We start from the raw sequence: 21,311 nt of genomic DNA on the forward strand, positions 1-21,311 counted from the left end.
ATGAAAAGTGCATTGAAAAAGGATACTGTCAGAGAGATAAGTCACTCGTTGGGCAGATTTCTCTCTATTTTTCTGATAGTTCTTCTTGGCTGTGGATTTTTCTCTGGTATCAAGGCGACTATGCCTGATATGATAGACACGGCGGAGAAATATTTCAGTGATAACAGACTTATGGATATTAAGTTAATGTCGTCTATAGGCGTTAAGTCTGAGGACGTTGAGGCTGTGAAAAAAGCAGAGAACGTTGAGGGCGTTATGGCGGGATATTCTAAGGACGTTTTCTATTATCATGAAAATCAAAACCTTGTGCTGAAATTCATGTCCTTCAACAATGTTGTTGATGAGAACAGCCCTAATAATCTTGATAAGCCTGTTTTACTAGAGGGCAGGCTTCCTGAAAAAAAAGGCGAGTGCGCAGTAGAGGTAAAAATGAGTTCACCTAACACCTTTAAGTTGGGCGGAGAGATAAAGATCAACGAGCCTGACTCGTCAAAAAATATAACTGATACTTTGGCAACTGACACATACAGGATAGTTGGTATTGTGGCTTCACCGCTTTATATCGGCTATGAGCGTGATGCGACCACAGTGGGCAACGGAACTGTGGTAAGCAACGTTTTTGTGCCTGAGAGCGAGTTTGTGTGCGATTATTACACTGAGCTTTATGTGAAATTCAAAGGCACTGACGAGCTTGACCCGTTTTCCGACGAGTACAAGCAGGCTGTGAAAGATAAGAGCGTTCAGGCGGTGGAGTTTTTTGAGGACAGTGTGAACGCAAGGTTTGAAAAACTAAGCAGTGACGCTCAGGACAGTATTGATGTCGCTCAGGAGAAAGTTGACATCTTGAAACAGGCGCTTGCCTGCGACGAAAATCAGCTTACGGAGCTTTTGACAACGGCGCAGAAGTCGGTTGAGGAAGCTCAGGAGGCTTATGATAAGGCTGAACAGAGTGGTTCTAGTGCAAAGTATCTTGCAAGGTCACAGCTTTTAAAAGCACAACAGCTTGAAGAAGTGGCAGGGAAGCTCCTTCAAGACAAAAAGACAGGAAGTACGGCGGCTTTTGATGAATATAATGGTCAGCTTGCGGCGGCAGAAGATGAGATAGCCGGAGCGAAAAAAGAACTTGAAGCCGTTAAAACGCCTGCATTCTATCAGTATGACAGATTTGAGGCTAGCTCTGATTATAGTTCATTTTATGGGGATGCTCAGAAGGTCGACTCTATTGCAAAGGTGTTTCCTGTGTTCTTTATTCTTGTGGCGGCGCTTGTATGCCTGACCACAATGACTAGAATGGTAGAGGAACAGAGAACGCAGATAGGTACATACAAGGCTTTAGGATACAGTGGGGCAAGAATAGCTGGAAAGTATCTTTTCTATGCAGCAACAGCGGCATCAGCAGGAAGCTGCATAGGCGTTGTTGTTGGATTGCAGATCTTTCCGAAGATAATTTATAGTTGCTATAATATTTCATATAACATTCCTGATATTGACACACCGTTCAAGCCTGTTTATATGGTGCTTTGTTTGGTGGTGTCGGTTATTTGCACTTGCTCGGCGGTGCTTTACGCTTGTATCAAAGAGCTTAAGTCACAGCCGTCACAGCTTATGCGTCCAAAGCCACCGCAGAATGGCAGGCGTGTTTTGCTGGAGCGTGTGGATCTTATATGGAATCGGCTTGACTTTCTTGCAAAGGTCACTGTGAGAAATTTGCTGAGATATAAAAAGCGTTTCTTTATGACAATCGTGGGAGTGGCAGGCTGTACGGCACTGATAGTCACGGGTTTTGGTTTGAAATATTCTATAAAGACTATTGCCGAAAAGCAATTCAATGAGATATTTCTGTATGATGGGATCGCGGTACTTAATTCAGCCGATTTTGACGAGAAACAATTGGAGGACAAGATAAGCAGTATCGCACAGGTAGACAAATCTATGCTTATGCAGAGTACAGATGGCATTGCAGAAAATGAAAGTGAAAACCAGTCTGTTTCTATGATCGTGCCGAAAACTCCTGAAAATATGGGAGATTATATCGATCTTGTATCTGCTGAGAATGGATCAAATCTTGAAGTGAAAAGCGGTTCTGTTATCATAACACAAAAGCTTGCAAAGCTTCTTGACCTGAAAACGGGTGACACTATTACTATAAAGCTCAGTGGTCATGAGGAGAAAGAGTTCAAGATAGGCGGAGTAAGCAAGAACTATGCTTTGCATTATATTTACATCACTCCTGATGATTTTGAAAGTGTATACGGTGAGAAGCCTGTTTATAATCTTTCTTTTATTGACCTAAAGAAAGACACTGATGAAAACTCTTTCAAGGAACAGCTTATTTCAAATGACGAGTTTTATGGAATAAGCTTTAAAAATGATTCAAGCAGAGGTTTCCTTAATTCTGTGGACAGCCTTGACGCTATCGTTATTTTGCTCATCGTTTGTGCGGGAGGCTTGGCGTTTGTGGTGCTTTACAATTTGGCAAACATAAACATAACTGAGCGTGTTCGTGAGATAGCGACAATAAAAGTGCTTGGATTCTATGACGGTGAGACTTCAGCGTATATTTACAGAGAAAATCTGATATCGACGATTGTGGGCATTATCGTGGGTCTTGCGGCAGGAAAGATACTGCACTATTTTGTAGTGATAACTTCTGAGGTCGACCTTGTGCTGTTCAACAGACAGCTTGTTTGGTGGGCATATGTGCTTGGTGCATTGCTCACATTGGCATTTGCATTTATAGTTAATTTGGTTCTTCATTTCAAGCTTAAAAAGATAGATATGGTAGAATCTTTAAAATCAGTAGAATAGACGGAGGTATTATTATGGATATTTTTGAAGAAAACTGCGATACTGAAAATAACTTCACAGTAAGCTATTTTTGGAAAGGTCTTGCACTTTTTCTCCTTGGCGTTATAATTGGTCTGTTTGTTTCGCCTATCAAGAAAGGCGTTACTATCGGTTGTAACAACAAGATAGACAAGGGTGGCTGTAACGATCATTTTGACCCTGATGAGTATTATGATGATTATGACTTTGATGATGATGAAGATGATTTTGACAATGATGGCGTAAAATTTTAACGAAAGGCGTATATTGATATGAAACTTGGCATGGTAGGACTTCCTAACGTAGGAAAATCAACACTTTTTAATGCACTCACAAATGCGGGTGCAGAATCTGCGAACTATCCGTTTTGCACGATCGAACCGAATGTGGGCATTGTTTCGGTGCCTGATGAAAGACTTGACAAGCTGGCTGAGATGTATCACCCTGTAAAGTTTACTCCTGCAACACTTGAATTTGTTGACATTGCAGGTCTTGTAAAGGGTGCTTCAAAGGGCGAGGGACTTGGAAACAAATTTCTTTCAAACATAAGAGAGGTGGACGCTATCGTTCACGTTGTAAGATGTTTTGACGACCCTAACATCATTCATGTTGACGGCTCTATCAATCCTCGCAGAGACATTGAAACTATAGATTTGGAGCTTATTTTCTCTGACGTTGAGCTTATCGAGAGAAAGCTTGACAGAACTAAAAAGGCAATGAAAGGCGACAAATCTCTTGCTTCTGCTGTAGAATTCCTTGAAAAGCTCAAAGAGCATCTTGAAAGCGGCAAGCCTGCACGTTCTTATGACATGACAGAGGACGAGCTGGAGATACTTAAAGAAACACCGCTTCTTTCACTTAAGCCTGTTATCTATGCGGCTAACCTTTGCGAAGATGATTTCAGAAATAATATCGAAAGCAACGAGCATTACAAGGAAGTTTGCGAGATTGCAAAAGCCGAAGGCTCGGCTGTGTTCCCGATATGCGCGCAGATAGAGGCTGAGATATCTGACATGGACGATGAGGACAAGGAAATGTTCCTTGCAGACCTCGGTCTTGAAACTTCAGGTCTTAACAGAATAATCAAGGAGGGCTATTCGCTTCTTGGTCTTATTTCATACCTGACAGCAGGCGAACCTGAGGTAAGAGCTTGGACTATCAAAAAGGGAACTAAAGCTCCACAGGCGGCAGGAAAGATACACACTGACTTTGAAAAGGGCTTTATCAGAGCCGAAGTCGTTTCATTTGACGATCTTATGAGCTGTGGCTCTATGACGGCGGCTAAGGAAAAGGGTCTTGTTCGTCTCGAGGGTAAGGATTACGTTATGCAGGACGGCGATATCGTTCTGTTCAGATTTAACGTATAAAGCGTAAGCTACACAAAGGCAGGTTGAAATATGCTTGCCTTTTTTTATGTGCAATATGTATGTTTTTTGTTATTATATTTGTTTAAAATCACAAAAGTAAATTTAATTTGTGTTATAGATTTTTTCATATATTGATGATAGAATGTGATAGTAAAAATTAAAGATGATAAATGTAATAGTTAGATTTTTGGAGGAAAAGTAATGACAAAAAACATGACAACGGGCAGTCCGTTCAAGCTTATAATGAGCTTTGCGCTTCCTCTGCTTTTAGGAAATTTGTTGCAGCAGACATACAATCTTATTGACGCTGCCATCGTGGGAAGATTTCTTGGTTCTGACGCTCTTGCAAGTGTCGGAGCTTCAAGCAGTGTGCAGTTTTTGGTGCTTGGTTTCTGCATGGGAACAGCCTGCGGCTTTGGCGTGCCTATTGCAAGGCATTTCGGAGCAGGGGACATAAAAAAGCTGAAACAGTATTTTTACAATTCTATTGTTATAACCGCCGTTACTGCGTTTGTGTTGACCACAGTTTGTGCGGTGCTTTGTAGTGAGATATTGAAGCTTCTTTCAACTCCGTCGAATATTTTTGATGACGCATATAAATATCTTCTGGTGATATTTCTTGGCATACCGTTCACACTTTTGTATAACCTGCTTTCAAGCGTATTGCGTTCTGTTGGCGACAGTAAAACGCCATTTGTATTTCTTGCTATATCAACGGTTTTGAACATTGCACTTGACCTTGTGTGTGTTATCGTCTTCAGGTGGGGCTGCATGGGTGCGGCTATCGCTACGGTCGTTGCTCAGGCGATAAGCGGAATACTATGTGCTGTATTTATTATGAAAAAGGTAAACGTGCTTAAGCTTTCAAAAGAGGACAGAGCGATGTCAAAGCCTGCGGTGCTGAACCTTATAATAATGGGTTTTCCTATGGGACTTCAATATTCCATAACGGCTATCGGCTCAATGGTCATGCAGTCGGCTAACAACAAGCTTGGAAGCATTTATGTGTCAGGATTCACTGCTGGGGCAAGGATAAAGCAGTTCACAATGTGTCCTTATGACGCTTTTGCAACAGGTGCATCTGTTTTTGCAAGCCAAAATCTCGGTGCAGGAAATCTCAAGCGTATCAAAAAGGGTATACGCATTGGAGTTGGCGTTGGCATGACATATGGAGTAATAGCCGGTATTGTACTTATATTCTTCGGCAGAGAGCTTTCGCTTATCTTTGTGAATAAGTCAGACGCAGCAGTGCTTACTGCTTCAGCCAAATATCTTTTCTACGCAGGCTTTTTCTATTGGACGCTCGGTATACTCAACACTTGCAGAATGTGTACGCAGGGCCTTGGATATTCTGGACTTGCTATATTCTCAGGAGTGACGGAAATGATAGCTCGAATTTCTGTAAGTATGATATTTGTGCCGAAATTCGGTTATCTTGCAATCTGCTTCACAGATCAGGCGGCATGGATAGCGGCTTGCTTGTACATAGTTCCTGTTTGCATATATTGTGTGAACAGGGCAGGCAGACACATTGCAGGAGATCACGGACTTCCTGTGGAAAATAAATAAGTAAAAGGCAGCTCTGAAAAAAATCAGAACTGCCTTTTGTTATGCCTACTTGTTTATAGCTTTTTTAAGTTGTAAGACAACTTCGCTGTAGTATCTTGGATTGACATCGCCAAGTTTCATGTTGTCATTGTATGCAGCATCGGGAAGTCGGAAGTAAAGCTCTTCCACGGTCACGTCCTCTATCTCGTAATAGCCAATGTATGTTCCTGAGAATTTAAGCTCGGCGGTCATGCCTATGTTGATGAGCTTGCCGTCGGGATCTTTCTCCTTGCCTGAGATATCATTTCTTATGAACTCATAGAAAAAGCCTGCGTCCTGTGCCTGACCCTTATACCAGCCTGCTTTGGTCATGCGGTTGACTAGAGTGGTGTTCGTTATCTCGGTATTCTTGAAGATCTCGCAGGCGGTCTTATTCTTATCGATTTCCGCTACTTTGTATACCTTTCTTCTTAGCTGGTCAAATGGCTGTATTATCTTGTAATCATCAAGCTGTTCCAGCCAAGCTTCTTTTTCATGTTCAGTAAGCTCCAGCGGGTGAACAAGCCCTATCTGCATAACCTCGGACAGCTCTATCTCATCATCATCTGAGTTTGTAAAGCTGCCGTCGTCAAGATAACGGAACGAAGTTTTAAGACAGCCATTTTCGTAAATACCCCATATAAGACCTATCGCAAAGCAGTGCATGAGAGGATTTTTTACAAAGAGAGCTTTCCAAGCTGCTGCTGTCCACTTACGGTCAAGCATAAGCACATATTCAAGACGCTGTTTCTGTGCGTCAACAACAGTTTTCATTTGCTTTTTCATTTCCTTGAAATCAGCAGTAGCCTTTTCTGCGAGGGCAGGGTCGTCATTAACGCCTATTTTAGGGAGATTTTTAAGCTTTTTCTCGCCCTCGAATATTTCTATATCAAGCTGTGGAGTGAGATAAACGGAGAATTTTCTGCTCCCAAAATCAAAGGTGCGGCACATTTTCTCGTCAAAGCCCATGTCAGGTACTATCTTGTCCGCAAGCTCCTGCGTTGTCAAGCCAAGCTGTTTAGCGGCATTGGCAAGTGCGTCAACTGCGGCAGCTCTGACCGCACGACTCTTATATTTTCTTGAAATATTGTCTACAGTCATAAGTGCATAGGAACTGCCATTCAGAGCTACGGCATTGACGGCTTTAACCGCAAGGGCAACACGCATATTTAATGACTGTTTCGACCATTCTTTTATGTAATCCGTCAGGCAATTTATTGCTTCATCACCGCCGTAAATGGCCGCAAAATACATTGTCCACTTTGTTTTCGCTTCTGCACCTTTTTCAAGCCAGCGGCTCAGGACTTCAAGGGCGAATGTTTCAAGCTCGTCAGATTTGAGCTTCTGGGCAAGTGTCTTGCCCTCGGGTGGGAGGGTACCTTCGTCGGCGTTTGCATATGTAAGCAGGAGAGCCTGCAAATAGATATCCTCTGCGATTTTATCATCGGTGAAGTGAATAGGTGCAAAGGGCTGTTCAAAAAGCCAGAGAACTTTCTTGCTTTTTGTGCCTTTGGTGAGCGCAGTCACAAGGTCTTCATCTGATATTTCGGCAGGCTTTGCTTCGCTGCCCAAAAGTTCAGATATTTTCGATTTGAGTTTGTCGGATTTTTCTGTGGCATAGGCTTTTTCAAGCTCTGTGCGGTAGGCGTCAGTACCTTGATTTTCGATTATCATAAGTGCAGTTTCACGCTTGGCTGATTTTTTCTGAGCAAGAAGTTTGCAAACATTATCGTGCCAATCCTTGTGGGCGGATATAACTTTCACAAGCTCTGCTTTTATTACCTTGCTGTTATCGTCACAAAGGGCAAAAAATTCATCTTTGTACTTGTTGCTGTCTGCGATATCAAGAAGCCTTATATACAAAAGTCGGCTGGACACAGCCATTTTGCTTACGTCGATAATGGTGGCTTTGTCTTTAAATTCTGGCATGATAGCGGTTATCTTATTGATGATGGCTTCTTTACAGTAAGAGCTTTCTATCTGCCAGCCAAGGGATCTTATAATTATATCTATCGGTAGACCTGATCTTACCATTGCACGGACGATGAACTCGGTGTTATAATAAAGATCGTTGCCTATAAGTTGGAGGGGGTCACTTGTATCTTTAGATGCTCCTATGGAAAGGGCGGCGATACAGCGGATTATAAAATCGTCCTCGCCATATTCGCCAACATAATTCATATTCTGATGTCCGCCATTACAGGATTCTTCGTCTGCAAAAGGGAGTATGGTGTCTAATTCGGCTTTGCCTGTGATATATGCGTATATCTCGTCACGGTGTTTGAAATGCTCGGCTATATTTTTTGAGATATGTTCCTGCTGGGCGGCTTTAAGACCTACTGCCTTTGCATCATAATTCGGGTCAGTGGCTTTGAGCATTTTCTCCATTATTATGCCTAGATCAAAGCGAGCGTTCTTCATTGTTTGTATGAAGATATTGGGGTGATCTTTTGCGAGCTTTACCATTTGCACAGGGTAGTTTCCGTTTTTGTCAGGTAATTTGACAAAGTGCAGAATGTATCTATCTGTAAGACACTGTGGTTGAGCTTCGATAAGGTCGAATATCCTGTTGGTGGAAAGCTTCATATATATCAGCCCTTGGGTAAGATCGTCGCAGTATTTCACAATGTTCTTATCAAAAAATGCACGATATTCTTTTGCAAAATATGACGCTTCTGCATATGCGGCAAGAAAAAGACAGAAAACGGCTGTAGTTGTTTGGGGCTTTTTTTCGACCACTTCGCAAAGCTTTTTTATGGCAATTGCGGCTGTATCAGGAATTATTGTTTTGCCGAGCAGGCTCTTTTTAGGCAGCTCGGTTGCGTCCAATGCGTAAACGCACAGGAGAAGCTGTGCTATGATATCGTCAGGGCTAACGTATTTGAATGTCCTTATAGCAACATCTGCGGAATAGATAGGATTTACAGTGAAAACGTAGTGTATGGATTGATCTGATCTGTGTGATATCTCTGTTGATATCCAGACTGCTTCTGCGTTCTCACCATAAAAATCAGTGAGCGGCTTCATATACATGGCTTTGTTTTCGGAATATATATAGGCATTGCCAGACAGCGCTTCTGTCATATATCGGAAATATGGACCCGTTGCCATTGAACTGAAAATAATATAACGGTCTTTAAGCTCATCACTATCTGAATTTGATATCTCACTTTTTACAGCTTTGATAAGCTTTTCACGATAACTATACTGCATGAGTTTTGGATAGTATCTTGTTATAATTTTTCTCATCAGGTCATTGTTTCTTGGCTTTGTGATGTCAAGATATTCAAGGGCAAGGTCTATGGTCTGCTGGTCAAAACCAAGCTCCTTTAGGGCGGTTTCAAGCTTTATAAAGCTTTTGGTGCTTTCGTTGTAGATCATTTTTTCTCCTCCATATTATTTATCGCACTGAACAGTGCTAATTTTTGTGTGCAAAGTCTGATATACCGCATCGTGTTGCCTGCGGCAGTGAAGATATCAAGGCTTTTGTCTGCGGTGGTGTGTCTTGCATTTTCGCACAGCTTTGTGAAGCATTCATAACGTTTTGCAAGTTCTTCAAGTCCGCATTGGCGTATGCTTTGAGCGTGTTCGTCTGTGATAACAGAGTTCACTCCGCACTCCATTGCCGTGACTATCCTCTTGTCGGTTTCTTCGGTGGCGTCAAGAAGCTCGCTACACATTCCATAGTCTTGGTCTGTATCATTCTCGACAGGTACAGGAACATTGTCAGGCGGATCAATAAAATCATAGACCTCTATTGGAAAAAGCGTTAGCCTGCCGTGGTCGATATACCCCTGAGTCAGCATGACGTAGTTTTTGTGCTTCTCTTTTAGCATTTTGCCACCTATGGTTTCAAGCGTGGAAATAAATTCACGATTTTCTGCTGTGTATTTTGCGGTGACGGATATTTGTCTATCACAGCTGTCTTTTATAATAAAAATCTGCTGTTGAGTGTGCTTGTCAAAATATGAAGCGACGCACTCTTTGGGGTGAACGAAATAAAGCCGGTCGGTCTCCTCGTCGCTTTTGTTTGCGGAGATCTTTTCCGCAAGCTCTTTGAAATCGCTGACAATAAGCTCACGGAGGGCAAAACAGTTTAGCTGTGCAGGGCCTGCGCCTATGGCATTGGTCTTTGACGATGAGGACAAATGCCCCATGCTCATCTTGGCGTTTTCAAGCTTCAGCTCTGTGCACATATAGCTGTTTAGAGAGCTGTCAAGATCCCATACAGTTGTGCTTTCGGCAAATCGTCTTGACTTTTTTTCATAGAACGTGGGGCGCAGATCGCTGTAGGTTAGAAAGCGTTGGTGAGATGTTCTGTCTTTATTTAGAAAATAGTAGATACAGCCAGTGTATTCGCCACTGACATTTCTTGTGCCTATAGGCAGGAGTTGGAGCGTCCCCTCATAGTCGGTGTATTCTCTGCGGAAGGTGCCGAGCATTTCTTCTGTGATGTCGGCTTTTATAAGCTTGTTCATGCTGTCAGCATATTCAAACATTTTGTGAGTGAATACCTGCGGACTGAATGAAGCTTGCCTTGAAACACAGTCTTTAAGTCGGCTGCCAAGTTCACGCATTTGTCTTTCTGCCTCAGCCATTCTCAAAGCGTGGCAGGAAACTGCGGCAAGCTCAAAGTTATCGGGGTCGCTCTCTTCGGCTCTTACAAGACCTCGGATAAATATTCCAGACATTATTTTTATGCACTGTTCGGCACATCCTTTTATCTTTTTCTGGGTATCCTGAGAAAGCGGATTTATTTCAGGTTGGTCGGGAAGTTCAATTTCTGCTTGTTCAGGCTCGGAGGTTATGACCTCTGGAGTGATATCCTCGCCGTCGTACTGTGGAAGCTGTGCTTTCAAAAGCAGTATGGCTGTGATAATGTGCCTGCACATTCCTCTTGAAACACAAGTGCATTGACTTTCATCAAGTGGTGATTTTATGGTGCAGGTTTCACCGTCTAATTTTACTATGTAACATTCATGGTTTTTTTCAGCCGAAAGGGTCATGTTTTTGGATTCCTTCAACGCACGTTTGTAAATGCCCTTGTTTGAAAGCTCAATAAGCGTTTGTTCGTTTGCCATGCCAAGCTGTTTATCGATCACGTCCAAGATGTCATCTCCTATGCAAATATTTTTCCGATGTAATCCCCAAGCTTATCAGGGGTAAGACCGCCAACGAATGAGCCCATATCTGCAAGCCTCTGACCTGTCGCCTTGTCATAGGCAGGGTCGGCATTTTCATCAAGGGCGGTAAGGAATGAGAGATGTGCGCCGCTTGTGATTATATTTTTGCTGACGTTCATAAGCTGTGCTTCACTGCCACCCTCGTAGAGGTCTGTTACCACGATAACGCAAGTGTCATGGGGCGTAACGATAAGGCTTTCGCAGTAGGTAAGGGCTTTTGCAATATCCGTTCCTCCCCCAAGCTGAACGCTCATTATTGTCTGAGCAGGGTCGTCTGCATGGTCTGAGAGGTCAACGATGCTTGTATCAAATATGATGAGCTTCACCTCTGCAAAGGGCAGTTCGGAAATTATCTGCGCCATTACTGCACTATAGATGACTGAACCGAGCATTGAACCGCTTTCGTCTATGGCTATGATAATGCGCTTTTTGTTATGCTTTTTCACACGTCCACTGAAATAGATATCTTTCAGTATAAGCTGGTTGCTTGTTTTGTCATAGTTTTTCAGGTTTCGGCGGATAGTCTTTTTGAAATCGAGGTTTGCATAGCATTTCATAACTGACGATGTGTTTTTATCAAGCCTGCCTGTAAGGCTTCGCTTTATGGTCATATCAAGCTTTTGTTTGATATCGTCTGCCACCTGTTTTGCTATTTTTACAGCCGCCTGCAATGCCTCGCCGTTCATGAGATGTTTGAGCTGAATGATAGTTTTAAGCAGCGCTATATCAGGCTTCATTTCTTCAAGAACCTTTTTATCGGTAAGAAGCTCGGTCATGTTGAACCTTTCCAAAGCTTGACGTTCAAGCACATCGGCGGTCTGCTTTGGAAAAAGCGTTCTGACTTTTGTTATCCATTCTGCGGCGTTTAGCACACTGCCACCCTGGCCGCCTTGCCTGCTGTTCTCGTTCCTTACATCGTCACCTTGCGCACGGCTATAGAGATAATCGAGTAGCTTTTCCATATCCTGAAACGTTATTATCGCTGCTTTGTCACCGGTAAAGGAAAGGCTTTTGTCAGACATTCCGCCCAGCACGAGCCGCCAGCGGTTGACGGATATGGCTTTGCTTTCATCTGTCATGGCTTTTCCTCCTCAGACAAAAGTTTGACTATCTCTTTATCTATTTCCCCGCCGAAGCTGTATAGCCTTTCGTTTATAGGTTTTTCCACAAGAAGCTCAGCACTGTCAGCGTCATAAAGCTTTGCGACAGCGGTGGCTGTTTGCTGTATTTCATAGGGGGTGAAACAACTGAAAGCAAGCTTCATAGAGGGAAGTATCTCTATAAAATCGTCATAGTCAAGTCCGCAGATAAGCGTGTCTGTCATTCTGATGAAAGAATCGTCCGTCATGATGATATCACGGGCGGCATTGAAAAGTCCGTGAAGAAACTCCGCTCCTTGTATCTGAACATTCCTGTCGCCTTTGAGATAGCTTGACATTGCCTGTTCAGCAAGCTTGCGGCGGTGGGGGTCAAAGGCATAAAGTATGCCAAGTGCTGTGCCGTAAACAAATGGGTCTTTATCAGATTTGCCGCAGAGGGAAAGCAGGGCGTTTTCATAGTCCTGACGATATTCTCTAAAGCCGTCAGTGACAGCTTTCTGCATTGCGTACATTATTGCTGCACATTCTGCAATGTGGTCGTCTTTCACCGACGCCATATCAGGCAGTGCTGTGATTATCCTTGTCATGCACCGCTTTGCACAATTTTCTGCGGCGGAAAACTCGGTATTATAAAGCTGTTGGAGTTCCATAAGAGTGATAAAATGCCTTAGACCTCTGCCTACAGAGAAAAAGTCACCGTCTGAGTTAAGAATGTTCTCGGCACAAGCCTTGTCATCATCAGAGAGTTCTAAGCCCATTTGGAAGCAGTCCACAAGGATATGCGCCGCAACATCACAGTGCTTTTCATGGCGAAGTGTTCTTGAAGCACAGGTGCGGCAGGCTTCTTCAATGGTGAAGCCGTCGGCAGTATGGTCTATGAGAGCAACGTCTGTGGCAGGAACTTTTTTGTATACCCATTCTTCACGGACACGGCTTCTGTCTTTTCGCCTATGCAAATCAGGTCCTTTTGTTCGCTGGGCAAAGTCTGTGCCTAGAAACACCATTCTATGGAAAAATCTGCTTAGTTCCATGCCGTTTGCAGTGGTAAAAAGTGAAACTTCCGTCTTATTAGGGGTTACTGTTTTTATTTTAAGTCGAAACCTTTTACACTGTTCTTCAAAATCAGCGATAAGCGGAGAAACGTGGTTTATATCACCTATATGACCTGTCTTGTCGCCTGTGGCAAGTTTGTGCATAATGTCGATAGGCAGGGCGGAGGATATTGTTTTCTCTCCCTTGATAAATGACGAGGTTATGGCGTCCTCAAGCTCGTAAAGTCCACATTCATGACAGCCACGAAGTGCGGCAAGTCCACTCATCATAGACTGCGCTGCGGAAGCGTCAGCCATTGACACTGGGATATCATGTTTATCACAGGCTCTCACTGTACCTATGAGCAGGTCAAGAACTGTGTCGCTGTAAACACCTGCCGGGTCATCGCAGTGGATTAGCTTGTTCATCACGCAATCATAAAAATAAGGACGCTGGATACCAGAGGCATATCCACTGAGAGCGTCTGCTGCTTCATAAGAATAAGCTACGGGGAAACAGCCCTCATCTTTTTGAGAGAGCTTGTGAAGCTTTTCTTTTTGGATATTATCACTTTTCAAAAGCTCATAAAGTCCCAAACTGTGGAATCCGCCTGTTACAGCAAGGACTTTTTTGTTATCTTTAAGTGCTTCTTTGATACGCAGAGCCATATGGTTTTCTCTTGCAAGAGTGCCGTCTGCCGCAAGATCATCTTCTGTTTCGTCATTTCGTGAGATAATGCAGTAGGTGTACATTTGCTGTACAAAATCTTGTACAGATAGTCTGAGCCCCTCTATCTCAAAATACTTCTCCCAGAACTCTTCAAAGGTCCTTAGATCTGTTTTCTCGCAAAGCTTTTTGCAGAATTTGCTGTATATAAGTCTGCTGTCATCAGTGTAGCTGTGCTTGTCCTTATTACTGCGAAGGCCTTTATTTTCTGCGGTGGTAATAAGTATCTCGCTGTAGGGAAGATCTATAAAGCGTGCTTCTATACCCATGGCTGCGGCTGTTTTCAGAGCGTTATACTCAGGTGAAGTATAGATAAAAGGGTAGTAGCATTTATAGTCTTCGGCTTCATCACTGATAAACTTTTTTCTGTCCTTGTAGTAATAATAGAAAGCCGCAGGGAGTTTTGTTCTCTCGTCCGTCAACACACCTATCATATCATTGGCGTTTTCAGGACCCTCTATAAGTATGACATCGGGCTGATATTCTTTAATTGCTCTGATGAGCTGCCACGAGCAGACAGGGCTGTGGTGTCTTACAGGAAAAAGCAGAAATGGCTGAGAATAGTCGAAAGGTATTATTTCAGATACTTGGCTGTATCCAGATATTCTGTCCATATGCCTCCCTCACTTGCACTTTTTTCCTTAACAGCGATCCTGAAATAGCTTTTGAGCTTTTCAAGATCGTCTTTGTTTTCCTTACAAACTGCTCCTAAAAGATTCTGCGTAAGCTCTTTGAGATCAGTTTTTCCGTCACCATAATAATATGCACTGCTCATAGTTTGATAGAAAACGGACACAGCTTCGGCTGTACTCATAACGGCGTTTGGTTTTTCAAGCTTTGTTCCCTCTGAGGTAACGCCCTCACGAAGCTCATGATATGTGACAGCAAGAAGTTCAGCAGCGTCAGTGTCTATAGGCTGGTCGATATGACCTGTTTTTGCAAGGTCTTGTGCTTCACGGATAATGATCTCTTTTTCGAGCCTTACGTCACGAACAGGCTCGACAGTCTCAAAATTGAAACGTCTTTTCAAAGCACCTGACATTTCATTTACGCCCTTATCACGGGTGTTTGCAGTACCGATTATATTAAATCCTTGCTTGGCGAAAACAAGTCCTTCGTTTTCAAGCTCAGGGATATTGAGTATCTGGTCGCTCATTACAGAAATAAGGCTATCTTGGATTTCTGCAGGGGTACGAGTTATTTCCTCAAATCGTGCGAAAATGCCTTGTTCCATGCCTATGAGCAGGGGAGCAGACACAAGGGCTTCACGGCACGGACCTTTTGAAAGAAGCATGGCATAGTTCCAGCTATATTTTATCATATCCTCGGTAGTTCCAGCCGTACCCTGAACTGTGTTCGTGCTTATGCCGCAGCAGGCAGCAGAGAGAAGCTCAGAGAGCATAGTTTTAGCAGTGCCTGGCTCACCCACCAGCATAAGTCCACGGTTTCCGGCGAGGGTGATTATACAGCGCTCAACAAGTGCGTCATTGCCATAGAATTTGCGCTTTATCTGCATTTTGCCATCGGCAGTTTTGATGATTCCGCCTAATATAAATGTTCGCACTGCCTTTGGCGACAGCACCCAATTTTCAGGCTTTTTGCCAATATCAACACTTTTCAAGGCATCAAGTTCATTTTTGTAGCGTATCTCAACGGGCGGTTTTATGTATTCATTCGTCATAGCAGTTATCTCCTAAAAGTTAATTTATCAGTAATAATTATATCATATTTTGTTGTTATTTACAATAAGCAGGGGGATATTCAGCTAAATTGACAACGAGCAGATGTTTTGGTTGTGCATTTTGACAGTTAGGATAGGGTATAAAAAAACCGCTTCGCATTTCTGCGAAACGGTTTGATAAATGAGAATGAAATTATCTCTTTGAGAACTGTGGAGCACGTCTTGCGGCTTTGAGACCGTACTTCTTTCTTTCCTTCATTCTTGGGTCACGAGTGAGGAAGCCTTCCTTCTTAAGGAGAGGTCTGAACTCATCGCTAGCCTGAAGAAGAGCTCTTGAAAGACCGTGTCTGATTGCACCAGCCTGACCTGTTACTCCACCGCCTGTTACCGTGCAAACGATATCGTACTTATCCATTGTATCTGTTACAGCAAATGGCTGACGAACGATGAGCTTGAGTGTCTCAAGACCGAAGTAATCGTCAATGTCTCTGCCGTTGATTGTGATCTTACCTGTACCCTCGTAAACACGAACACGGGCAACAGAATGTTTTCTTCTACCTGTGCCATAGAAATATGGCTGCTTTGATTCGTACATCTAAATTGCTCCTTCCTTACAGTTCGTATTTAACAGGCTTCTGAGCAGCATTGTTATGCTCAGCACCCTTGTATACTCTGAGTCTCTTTGCAGCAGCTCTGCCAAGTGTGTTGTTAGGGAGCATACCCTCAACAGCAATTGTCATAGCTCTGTCTGACTGATTAGCCATCATATCTGAATACTTGATCTCCTTAAGACCACCGATCCAGCCTGTGTGCCACTTGTAAGACTTCTGATCAAGCTTCTTGCCTGTGAGAACAGCCTTATCTGTGTTGATGATGATTACATGGTCGCCGCAGTCAGCGTGTGGTGCGTAAGTTGGCTTGTGCTTGCCACGAAGAATGTGAGCAGCCTTAGCAGCAACTCTACCGAGTGACTGACCTTCAGCGTCGAGAATATACCATGTGCGAGTAATGTCGCCTGCTTTTGGCATATAAGTTGACATATTATTTCCTCCATTCAGAATTTTAAAAAGTCTGTTCACAGCCGCATTTTTGCCCTGTGAACTCACAACGTTGTCTATTATACAACAGCTTTTCACGATTGTCAATAGTCAAAACGTCGAATTTTTAATTTATATCCCTCATTCTCTTTAATTCTCTTCGTTTTGCTCCATTTCTCTCGATTTCTCACAATTCATTTCACTTTTGCCTTTTACACTAATATACATAGTAATATGGCATAAACTAAAGATAATCATAGTATAAGCAACGTATATTCAATATTTATCTGTCTACGCTAGAATATGTGCTTATATGTCTGTATTTGCATTTTCGGTATATGCTTTTCTTCTGCACCAAAATTCTGCAAACCGTCTGCTTTACTGTATTTTCAGCTTTATTCATCTTCAAATGAAAAAATATCCTCTACAGATACACCAAATACCTTTGCAATATCCATTGCAAGCTTTAGGGACGGATTGTATTGTCCTTTTTCAAGACGTATGATAGTTTCACGCCTGACGCCCACTTTTTCGGCAAGGTCACCCTGCTTCATGTCAAGCTTGGCACGATATTCCTTGAGTTTTGTTTTTAGCTCCGGCATTACTCGTCCTCCTCATCGGTGCTGAGCTTGCCCTCATGGTGGAGGAAAAATCCGCTTTCAAGGGTCATGTAACTGAACCAGAATATAAACCATACTTGATATAGTCTGTCGCTGTTTATCTTTATGGTTATACTTCCTTCCCAGAACATTGATATAAAGATCGCTACTGCTAATATTATTAAAAACATTTTTGTGATACTTTGATGTGCCTTGAGCATATTTTCTTTTGCCATTTCGTCCTCTTTGTCAACTTTCTGACAGCTTGCATACAGCCATATTACTGCAAATAAAGCCGTCATAGCAGCCAACACAACGAATATCACCGTCGCCCATGTTGTATTATCAAGCTTGTAATGCTCCGCAGTGTTTTCAAATATCTCTGTGACAAGTATTGCAATTCCTGTTACCATACGCTTTTTGTGATATTCTCTCAGAGTTATCTTTTTCTTTTCTTTTTTCGCTTTCATTTTTATCCCTCTAGTTCTCATCATCATCGAACTTACTTTCAAAATATAGACCTATAAAATTGTACACCGCATAGCAGAACCATATCAAGCCCGTTATAACATATTCGTTTAGTGTGACCTTAAATCTTCCTAAAATATCGGAAAACAAAGTCATAACTGAAATAAACAGGCAGGCAATCGTGAACAGGAACGTTATAAAAGTCTGATTGACCTTTGCTGTTGTCTGCTGAGTAAGCTCGTCATTTGTATCTCTTTTGCCGACCGTGGATATCATCTTTGTTATGCATATGGCGATCAGCGCAAGCGTTCCCAAAGATACGATAAGGTTTATCACATTGGTAAGTGTGTGCCCTTTCTTTATCGCAGGCAGCACCTTTTCCATAACCCAATAGAATATCCACATCGCTCCACCCAGCGTGCCCAAAATACCCATCTGTCTGTAATACTTTTTGTATGATATTTTGTCTGTTTTTATCTCCGTTTTGTCATTCATTTCTACATCTTCTTTCATTTGTGATTTAAACAGCTGCATATACAAGGTGATTTATTTATCACCTTATGTGACAATAATATCACTTTTACCTTGCAAAGTCAATAGAAAAGTGACAAATTTATCACCTTTGTGCATATACACAAATCGTGCCATATCAGTTTGTACACATTTATGTACACTGACAACAAAAAGAGCGGAACAAAGTCCGCTCATGAAATTATTCTGTTTGTGAATTTGAACTTTCTTCATTGCTACTGTCGGTGTCGCTTTTATCTTCTGTGAATATCTCTTTGCATACAGCACTAAATTCATCGTCACGGAGTGAAACTTTATTTTTTATCACGTCTGAAATGGTGAATTTTCTGTAAGTGAAGCCGTCATATACTATTAAAAAGGAAATAGTGTAGTTATCAGAGCCATGTTTGCCTTTTACTGTTACTGTGTAGTTGTGACCGTTCTTTGTGCAATCCCACTTTGCGTCCTCGCCTAGATAAGAAGCTATGCACTCACCGATTACCTTTGCTGAATTTCCCGAAAAGTTGTCAAGGCTTTGCACATAACTGTTCTGTGCGGATACGAGCATATAGTCGTTGTCTATTTTTATGCTCTGCGTAAAACCATTCATAAACAGTGCAGCGATAATGAAAAATCCGCACATTATCGCTTTGTAAAGCTCTCTGCCGCAAAGCTTTTCACGCTTATAAACATAAAAAGGCGTTAGCCATACCCATTTGAAAAGGTGTGCGGCATCAATGCCATGCTTTATAAGCTGTTTGCAATCTGCAATGGAACAGCCTATCATGAACAGCGGCACAAGTATCCACAGGAACGCTCCTGCGGTGGCAGAGTTTGCATAGTTTTCAAGAAACAAGCCGATAAGCGGAACAAAGCATATGAACCATATCAGCCCATTATTAAGAGCCATTGCTTTGGCAGAGTTTGAGTTGCTTTCGGTCTGCGGTGCATTTATCGTAATATCCATTTTGTCCTCCGATTTTTTAAGCTACCTATATTATATAATATTTTTTTCAAATAATCAATAGCCTGTGTTTTTGTTTATTAGTAACAAAACAAATGTTCGGCTTTGCTCTGAAAAATGTTTAATTAATGTATTTACAAAATCGTTGACTTTGTGTTATAATATAATTTGTATGTAAAAAATTCTTCAGATCCGTAAGAAAGGAAATGAGAAATGGCAAATAAAAAGGAATATACAAATGAAGATATAGTATCTCTTAAGGGGGAGGACAGAGTAAGAAAGCGTCCTGCGGTAATATTCGGCTCTGACGGACTTGAGGGCTGTAAACATTCTGTTTTTGAAATTCTTTCAAACTCTATAGACGAGGCTCGTGACGGTCATGGCGATAAGATAATCGTTACAAAGTACAATGACGATTCTATCGAGGTGGAAGACTTCGGACGTGGTTGTCCTGTTGACTATAACCAGCGTGAGAAAAAATATAACTGGGAGCTTGTTTACTGCGAGCTTTATGCAGGTGGCAAGTATAATAATAACAGCGGAGATAACTATGAATATTCGTTGGGCCTTAACGGACTGGGTGCTTGTGCGACGCAGTATTCATCTGAGTTTATGGACGTCGAGGTTTTCCGTGACGGATATAAGTATGACCTGCACTTTGAAAAGGGAAGAAACGTTGGTGGTCTTAAAAAGGAAGAAACAAAGCAGAAAAAGACAGGTACAAAGACACATTGGCGACCTGACCTTGAAGTTTTCACTGATATAAAAATTGAGAACGAATATTTTGAGGACGTTCTGAAAAAGCAGGCTGTAGTAAACCCTAATATCACATTTATCCTGCGTATACAGCGTGAGAACAATTCTTTTGAAGAAAAGACGTTCTATTATGAGAATGGTATCGCCGATTATGTTGCAGAGATAGCAGGTGAAAAGCCTCTGACCTCGGTGCAGTTTTTCACAGGCGACCGCAAGGGTCGTGACCGTGAGGACAAGGACGATTACAAGGTAAAGCTTTCTGTGGCATTCACTTTCTCTAATCAGGTAAAATGTCTTGAATATTATCACAATTCAAGTTTTCTGGAACATGGTGGCTCACCGGAGGACGCAGTAAAGAGTGCTTTCACATCTCAGATAAATGCTTATCTCAAAAGCAACAATAAGTATCTGAAAAACGAAAAGCCTATTACTTTTCAGGATATCGAGGATTGCTTGGTGCTTGTTTCAAGTTCTTTTTCTACACAGACTTCATATGCCAATCAGACAAAGAAAGCTATCACAAACAAGTTTATCAAGGAGTGCATGACAGAGTTCTTGAAGCACAATCTCGAGATATACTTTATTGAAAATCCTGACGAAGCGGTGAAGATAGCCGAGCAGGTTCTTGTAAACAAGAGAAGCCGTGAAAAGGCTGAGAAGTCAAGAATAGACCTGAAGAAAAAGCTTGCAGGCTCTATCGACCTTTCAAATCAGGTGCAGAAATTCGTTGACTGCCGTTCAAAAGACCTTTCTCAGCGTGAGCTTTATATCGTGGAGGGCGACTCGGCGCTCGGTTCTGTAAAAATGGCAAGAAATGCAGAGTTTCAGGCTGTTATCCCTGTAAGAGGAAAGATACTCAACTGTCTGAAAGCTGACTATGATAAGATTTTCAAGAATGAGATAATCACAGATCTTATAAAAGTCATAGGCTGCGGAGTTGAGGTCAAGACGGGCAAGAACAAGGAGATATCTATGTTCAATCTCGACAACCTTCGCTGGAACAAGATAGTTATTTGTACTGATGCCGATGTTGACGGCTTCCATATCAGAACGCTTATACTCACAATGCTTTACAGACTTGTGCCGACCCTTATTGAAAAAGGATATGTTTATATTGCGGAGTCACCGCTCTTTGAGATAACGACTTCCGACAAGACTTACTTTGCATATGACGAGAACGAAAAGACAAAGATACTCAAAATGATAGGCAATAAAAAGTTTGATATCCAGCGTTCAAAAGGTCTTGGCGAGAACGAGGCGGAGATGATGAGCCTTACGACAATGGACCCTGCCACAAGACGTCTTATAAAGATAGAGCCTGACGATATCGAGCAGACACAATGGATGTTCGATATGCTCTTGGGTGACGATCTGCAGGGAAGAAAAGATTTCATCACCAATAATGGTGTTGATTATCTTGATATGGCGGATATTTCATAATTTGCATCTGAAAATATATTCGGCGCAGAAAGGAT

Annotated in this window: 16 protein-coding genes; 5 read left to right on the plus strand and 11 right to left on the minus strand. The window is 42.2% G+C overall.

Features of this window, described 5'->3' with window-relative positions; all coding sequences use genetic code 11:
* The 4 genes from RBI_RS11765 to RBI_RS11780 all read left to right on the plus strand — a co-directional run bounded on the left by RBI_RS11765 (position 1) and on the right by RBI_RS11780 (position 5,762).
* Complete coding sequence (locus RBI_RS11765) at positions 1-2,808, plus strand: FtsX-like permease family protein (protein ID WP_041337321.1); 2,808 nt, start codon at positions 1-3, stop codon at positions 2,806-2,808.
* 14 nt (positions 2,809-2,822) lie between these two features.
* Entirely contained in the window at positions 2,823-3,080 is a 258-nt protein-coding gene (locus RBI_RS11770) for a hypothetical protein (RefSeq protein ID WP_041337322.1), read from the plus strand.
* Between the two features lie 18 nt (positions 3,081-3,098).
* Positions 3,099-4,193, plus strand: a complete 1,095-nt coding sequence (gene ychF, locus RBI_RS11775) for a redox-regulated ATPase YchF (RefSeq protein WP_041337323.1) — start codon at positions 3,099-3,101, stop codon at positions 4,191-4,193.
* A 201-nt stretch (positions 4,194-4,394) separates the two neighbouring features.
* Positions 4,395-5,762 carry an MATE family efflux transporter gene (locus RBI_RS11780; RefSeq protein WP_041337324.1) on the plus strand — a complete coding sequence of 456 codons (1,368 nt, stop codon included), beginning with the start codon at positions 4,395-4,397 and terminating at the stop codon, positions 5,760-5,762.
* Positions 5,763-5,807: 45 nt separating this feature from the next.
* On the opposite strand, the gene RBI_RS11785 is transcribed toward RBI_RS11780, so the two are convergent.
* The 11 genes from RBI_RS11785 to RBI_RS11835 all read right to left on the minus strand — a co-directional run bounded on the left by RBI_RS11785 (position 5,808) and on the right by RBI_RS11835 (position 19,083).
* Positions 5,808-9,161, minus strand: a complete 3,354-nt coding sequence (locus RBI_RS11785; protein ID WP_041337325.1) for a DUF4132 domain-containing protein — start codon at positions 9,159-9,161, stop codon at positions 5,808-5,810.
* On the minus strand, positions 9,158-10,888 hold the full coding sequence (locus RBI_RS11790) for a hypothetical protein (protein WP_041337326.1): 1,731 nt from the start codon (positions 10,886-10,888) through the stop codon (positions 9,158-9,160). The genes RBI_RS11785 and RBI_RS11790 overlap by 4 nt, the downstream gene beginning before the upstream one ends.
* Before the next feature lie 11 nt (positions 10,889-10,899).
* Positions 10,900-12,042 carry a VWA domain-containing protein gene (locus RBI_RS11795; protein ID WP_041337327.1) on the minus strand — a complete coding sequence of 381 codons (1,143 nt, stop codon included), beginning with the start codon at positions 12,040-12,042 and terminating at the stop codon, positions 10,900-10,902.
* A complete protein-coding gene (locus RBI_RS11800; protein WP_041337328.1) occupies positions 12,039-14,435 on the minus strand; it encodes a DUF5682 family protein in 2,397 nt (798 codons plus the stop codon). The genes RBI_RS11795 and RBI_RS11800 overlap by 4 nt, the downstream gene beginning before the upstream one ends.
* Positions 14,396-15,502: an ATP-binding protein gene (locus RBI_RS11805; protein ID WP_041337329.1), complete on the minus strand. Its 1,107-nt coding sequence runs from the start codon at positions 15,500-15,502 to the stop codon at positions 14,396-14,398. Before RBI_RS11805 ends, RBI_RS11800 begins: the two co-directional genes overlap by 40 nt.
* Before the next feature lie 193 nt (positions 15,503-15,695).
* On the minus strand, positions 15,696-16,097 hold the full coding sequence (gene rpsI / locus RBI_RS11810) for a 30S ribosomal protein S9 (protein ID WP_041337331.1): 402 nt from the start codon (positions 16,095-16,097) through the stop codon (positions 15,696-15,698).
* 16 nt (positions 16,098-16,113) lie between these two features.
* The gene (gene rplM / locus RBI_RS11815) at positions 16,114-16,542 is read right to left on the minus strand and encodes a 50S ribosomal protein L13 (protein ID WP_022287500.1); all 429 of its coding nucleotides are present in this window, start codon (positions 16,540-16,542) and stop codon (positions 16,114-16,116) included.
* 392 nt (positions 16,543-16,934) lie between these two features.
* Positions 16,935-17,141: a helix-turn-helix transcriptional regulator gene (locus tag RBI_RS11820; protein WP_022287501.1), complete on the minus strand. Its 207-nt coding sequence runs from the start codon at positions 17,139-17,141 to the stop codon at positions 16,935-16,937.
* Positions 17,141-17,608, minus strand: a complete 468-nt coding sequence (locus RBI_RS11825; protein ID WP_041337332.1) for a hypothetical protein — start codon at positions 17,606-17,608, stop codon at positions 17,141-17,143. The genes RBI_RS11820 and RBI_RS11825 overlap by 1 nt, the downstream gene beginning before the upstream one ends.
* A 10-nt stretch (positions 17,609-17,618) precedes the next feature.
* Positions 17,619-18,101 (minus strand): hypothetical protein, encoded by a 483-nt coding sequence (locus RBI_RS11830; protein ID WP_041337334.1) that lies wholly within the window; start codon positions 18,099-18,101, stop codon positions 17,619-17,621.
* 217 nt (positions 18,102-18,318) lie between these two features.
* The gene (locus RBI_RS11835; RefSeq protein ID WP_041337335.1) at positions 18,319-19,083 is read right to left on the minus strand and encodes a hypothetical protein; all 765 of its coding nucleotides are present in this window, start codon (positions 19,081-19,083) and stop codon (positions 18,319-18,321) included.
* A gap of 210 nt (positions 19,084-19,293) precedes the next feature.
* Between RBI_RS11835 and RBI_RS11840 the strand changes: the two genes are divergently transcribed.
* The gene (locus RBI_RS11840; protein WP_041337336.1) at positions 19,294-21,276 is read left to right on the plus strand and encodes a DNA gyrase/topoisomerase IV subunit B; all 1,983 of its coding nucleotides are present in this window, start codon (positions 19,294-19,296) and stop codon (positions 21,274-21,276) included.
* Positions 21,277-21,311: the final 35 nt, after the last annotated feature.

The sequence above is a fragment of the Ruminococcus bicirculans (ex Wegman et al. 2014) genome, assembly GCF_000723465.1.
Taxonomy (GTDB): domain Bacteria; phylum Bacillota; class Clostridia; order Oscillospirales; family Ruminococcaceae; genus Hominimerdicola; species Hominimerdicola aceti.

Coding starts and splice junctions, on each gene's coding strand:
- rpsI (WP_041337331.1), bottom strand. CDS start 16,097: ATGTACGAATCAAAGCAGCCATATTTCTATGGCACAGGTAGAAGAAAA.
- RBI_RS11785 (WP_041337325.1), bottom strand. CDS start 9,161: ATGATCTACAACGAAAGCACCAAAAGCTTTATAAAGCTTGAAACCGCC.
- RBI_RS11765 (WP_041337321.1), top strand. CDS start 1: ATGAAAAGTGCATTGAAAAAGGATACTGTCAGAGAGATAAGTCACTCG.
- RBI_RS11835 (WP_041337335.1), bottom strand. CDS start 19,083: ATGGATATTACGATAAATGCACCGCAGACCGAAAGCAACTCAAACTCT.
- RBI_RS11795 (WP_041337327.1), bottom strand. CDS start 12,042: ATGACAGATGAAAGCAAAGCCATATCCGTCAACCGCTGGCGGCTCGTG.
- rplM (WP_022287500.1), bottom strand. CDS start 16,542: ATGTCAACTTATATGCCAAAAGCAGGCGACATTACTCGCACATGGTAT.
- ychF (WP_041337323.1), top strand. CDS start 3,099: ATGAAACTTGGCATGGTAGGACTTCCTAACGTAGGAAAATCAACACTT.
- RBI_RS11780 (WP_041337324.1), top strand. CDS start 4,395: ATGACAAAAAACATGACAACGGGCAGTCCGTTCAAGCTTATAATGAGC.
- RBI_RS11825 (WP_041337332.1), bottom strand. CDS start 17,608: ATGAAAGCGAAAAAAGAAAAGAAAAAGATAACTCTGAGAGAATATCAC.
- RBI_RS11830 (WP_041337334.1), bottom strand. CDS start 18,101: ATGAATGACAAAACGGAGATAAAAACAGACAAAATATCATACAAAAAG.
- RBI_RS11805 (WP_041337329.1), bottom strand. CDS start 15,502: ATGACGAATGAATACATAAAACCGCCCGTTGAGATACGCTACAAAAAT.
- RBI_RS11800 (WP_041337328.1), bottom strand. CDS start 14,435: ATGGACAGAATATCTGGATACAGCCAAGTATCTGAAATAATACCTTTC.
- RBI_RS11770 (WP_041337322.1), top strand. CDS start 2,823: ATGGATATTTTTGAAGAAAACTGCGATACTGAAAATAACTTCACAGTA.
- RBI_RS11840 (WP_041337336.1), top strand. CDS start 19,294: ATGGCAAATAAAAAGGAATATACAAATGAAGATATAGTATCTCTTAAG.
- RBI_RS11820 (WP_022287501.1), bottom strand. CDS start 17,141: ATGCCGGAGCTAAAAACAAAACTCAAGGAATATCGTGCCAAGCTTGAC.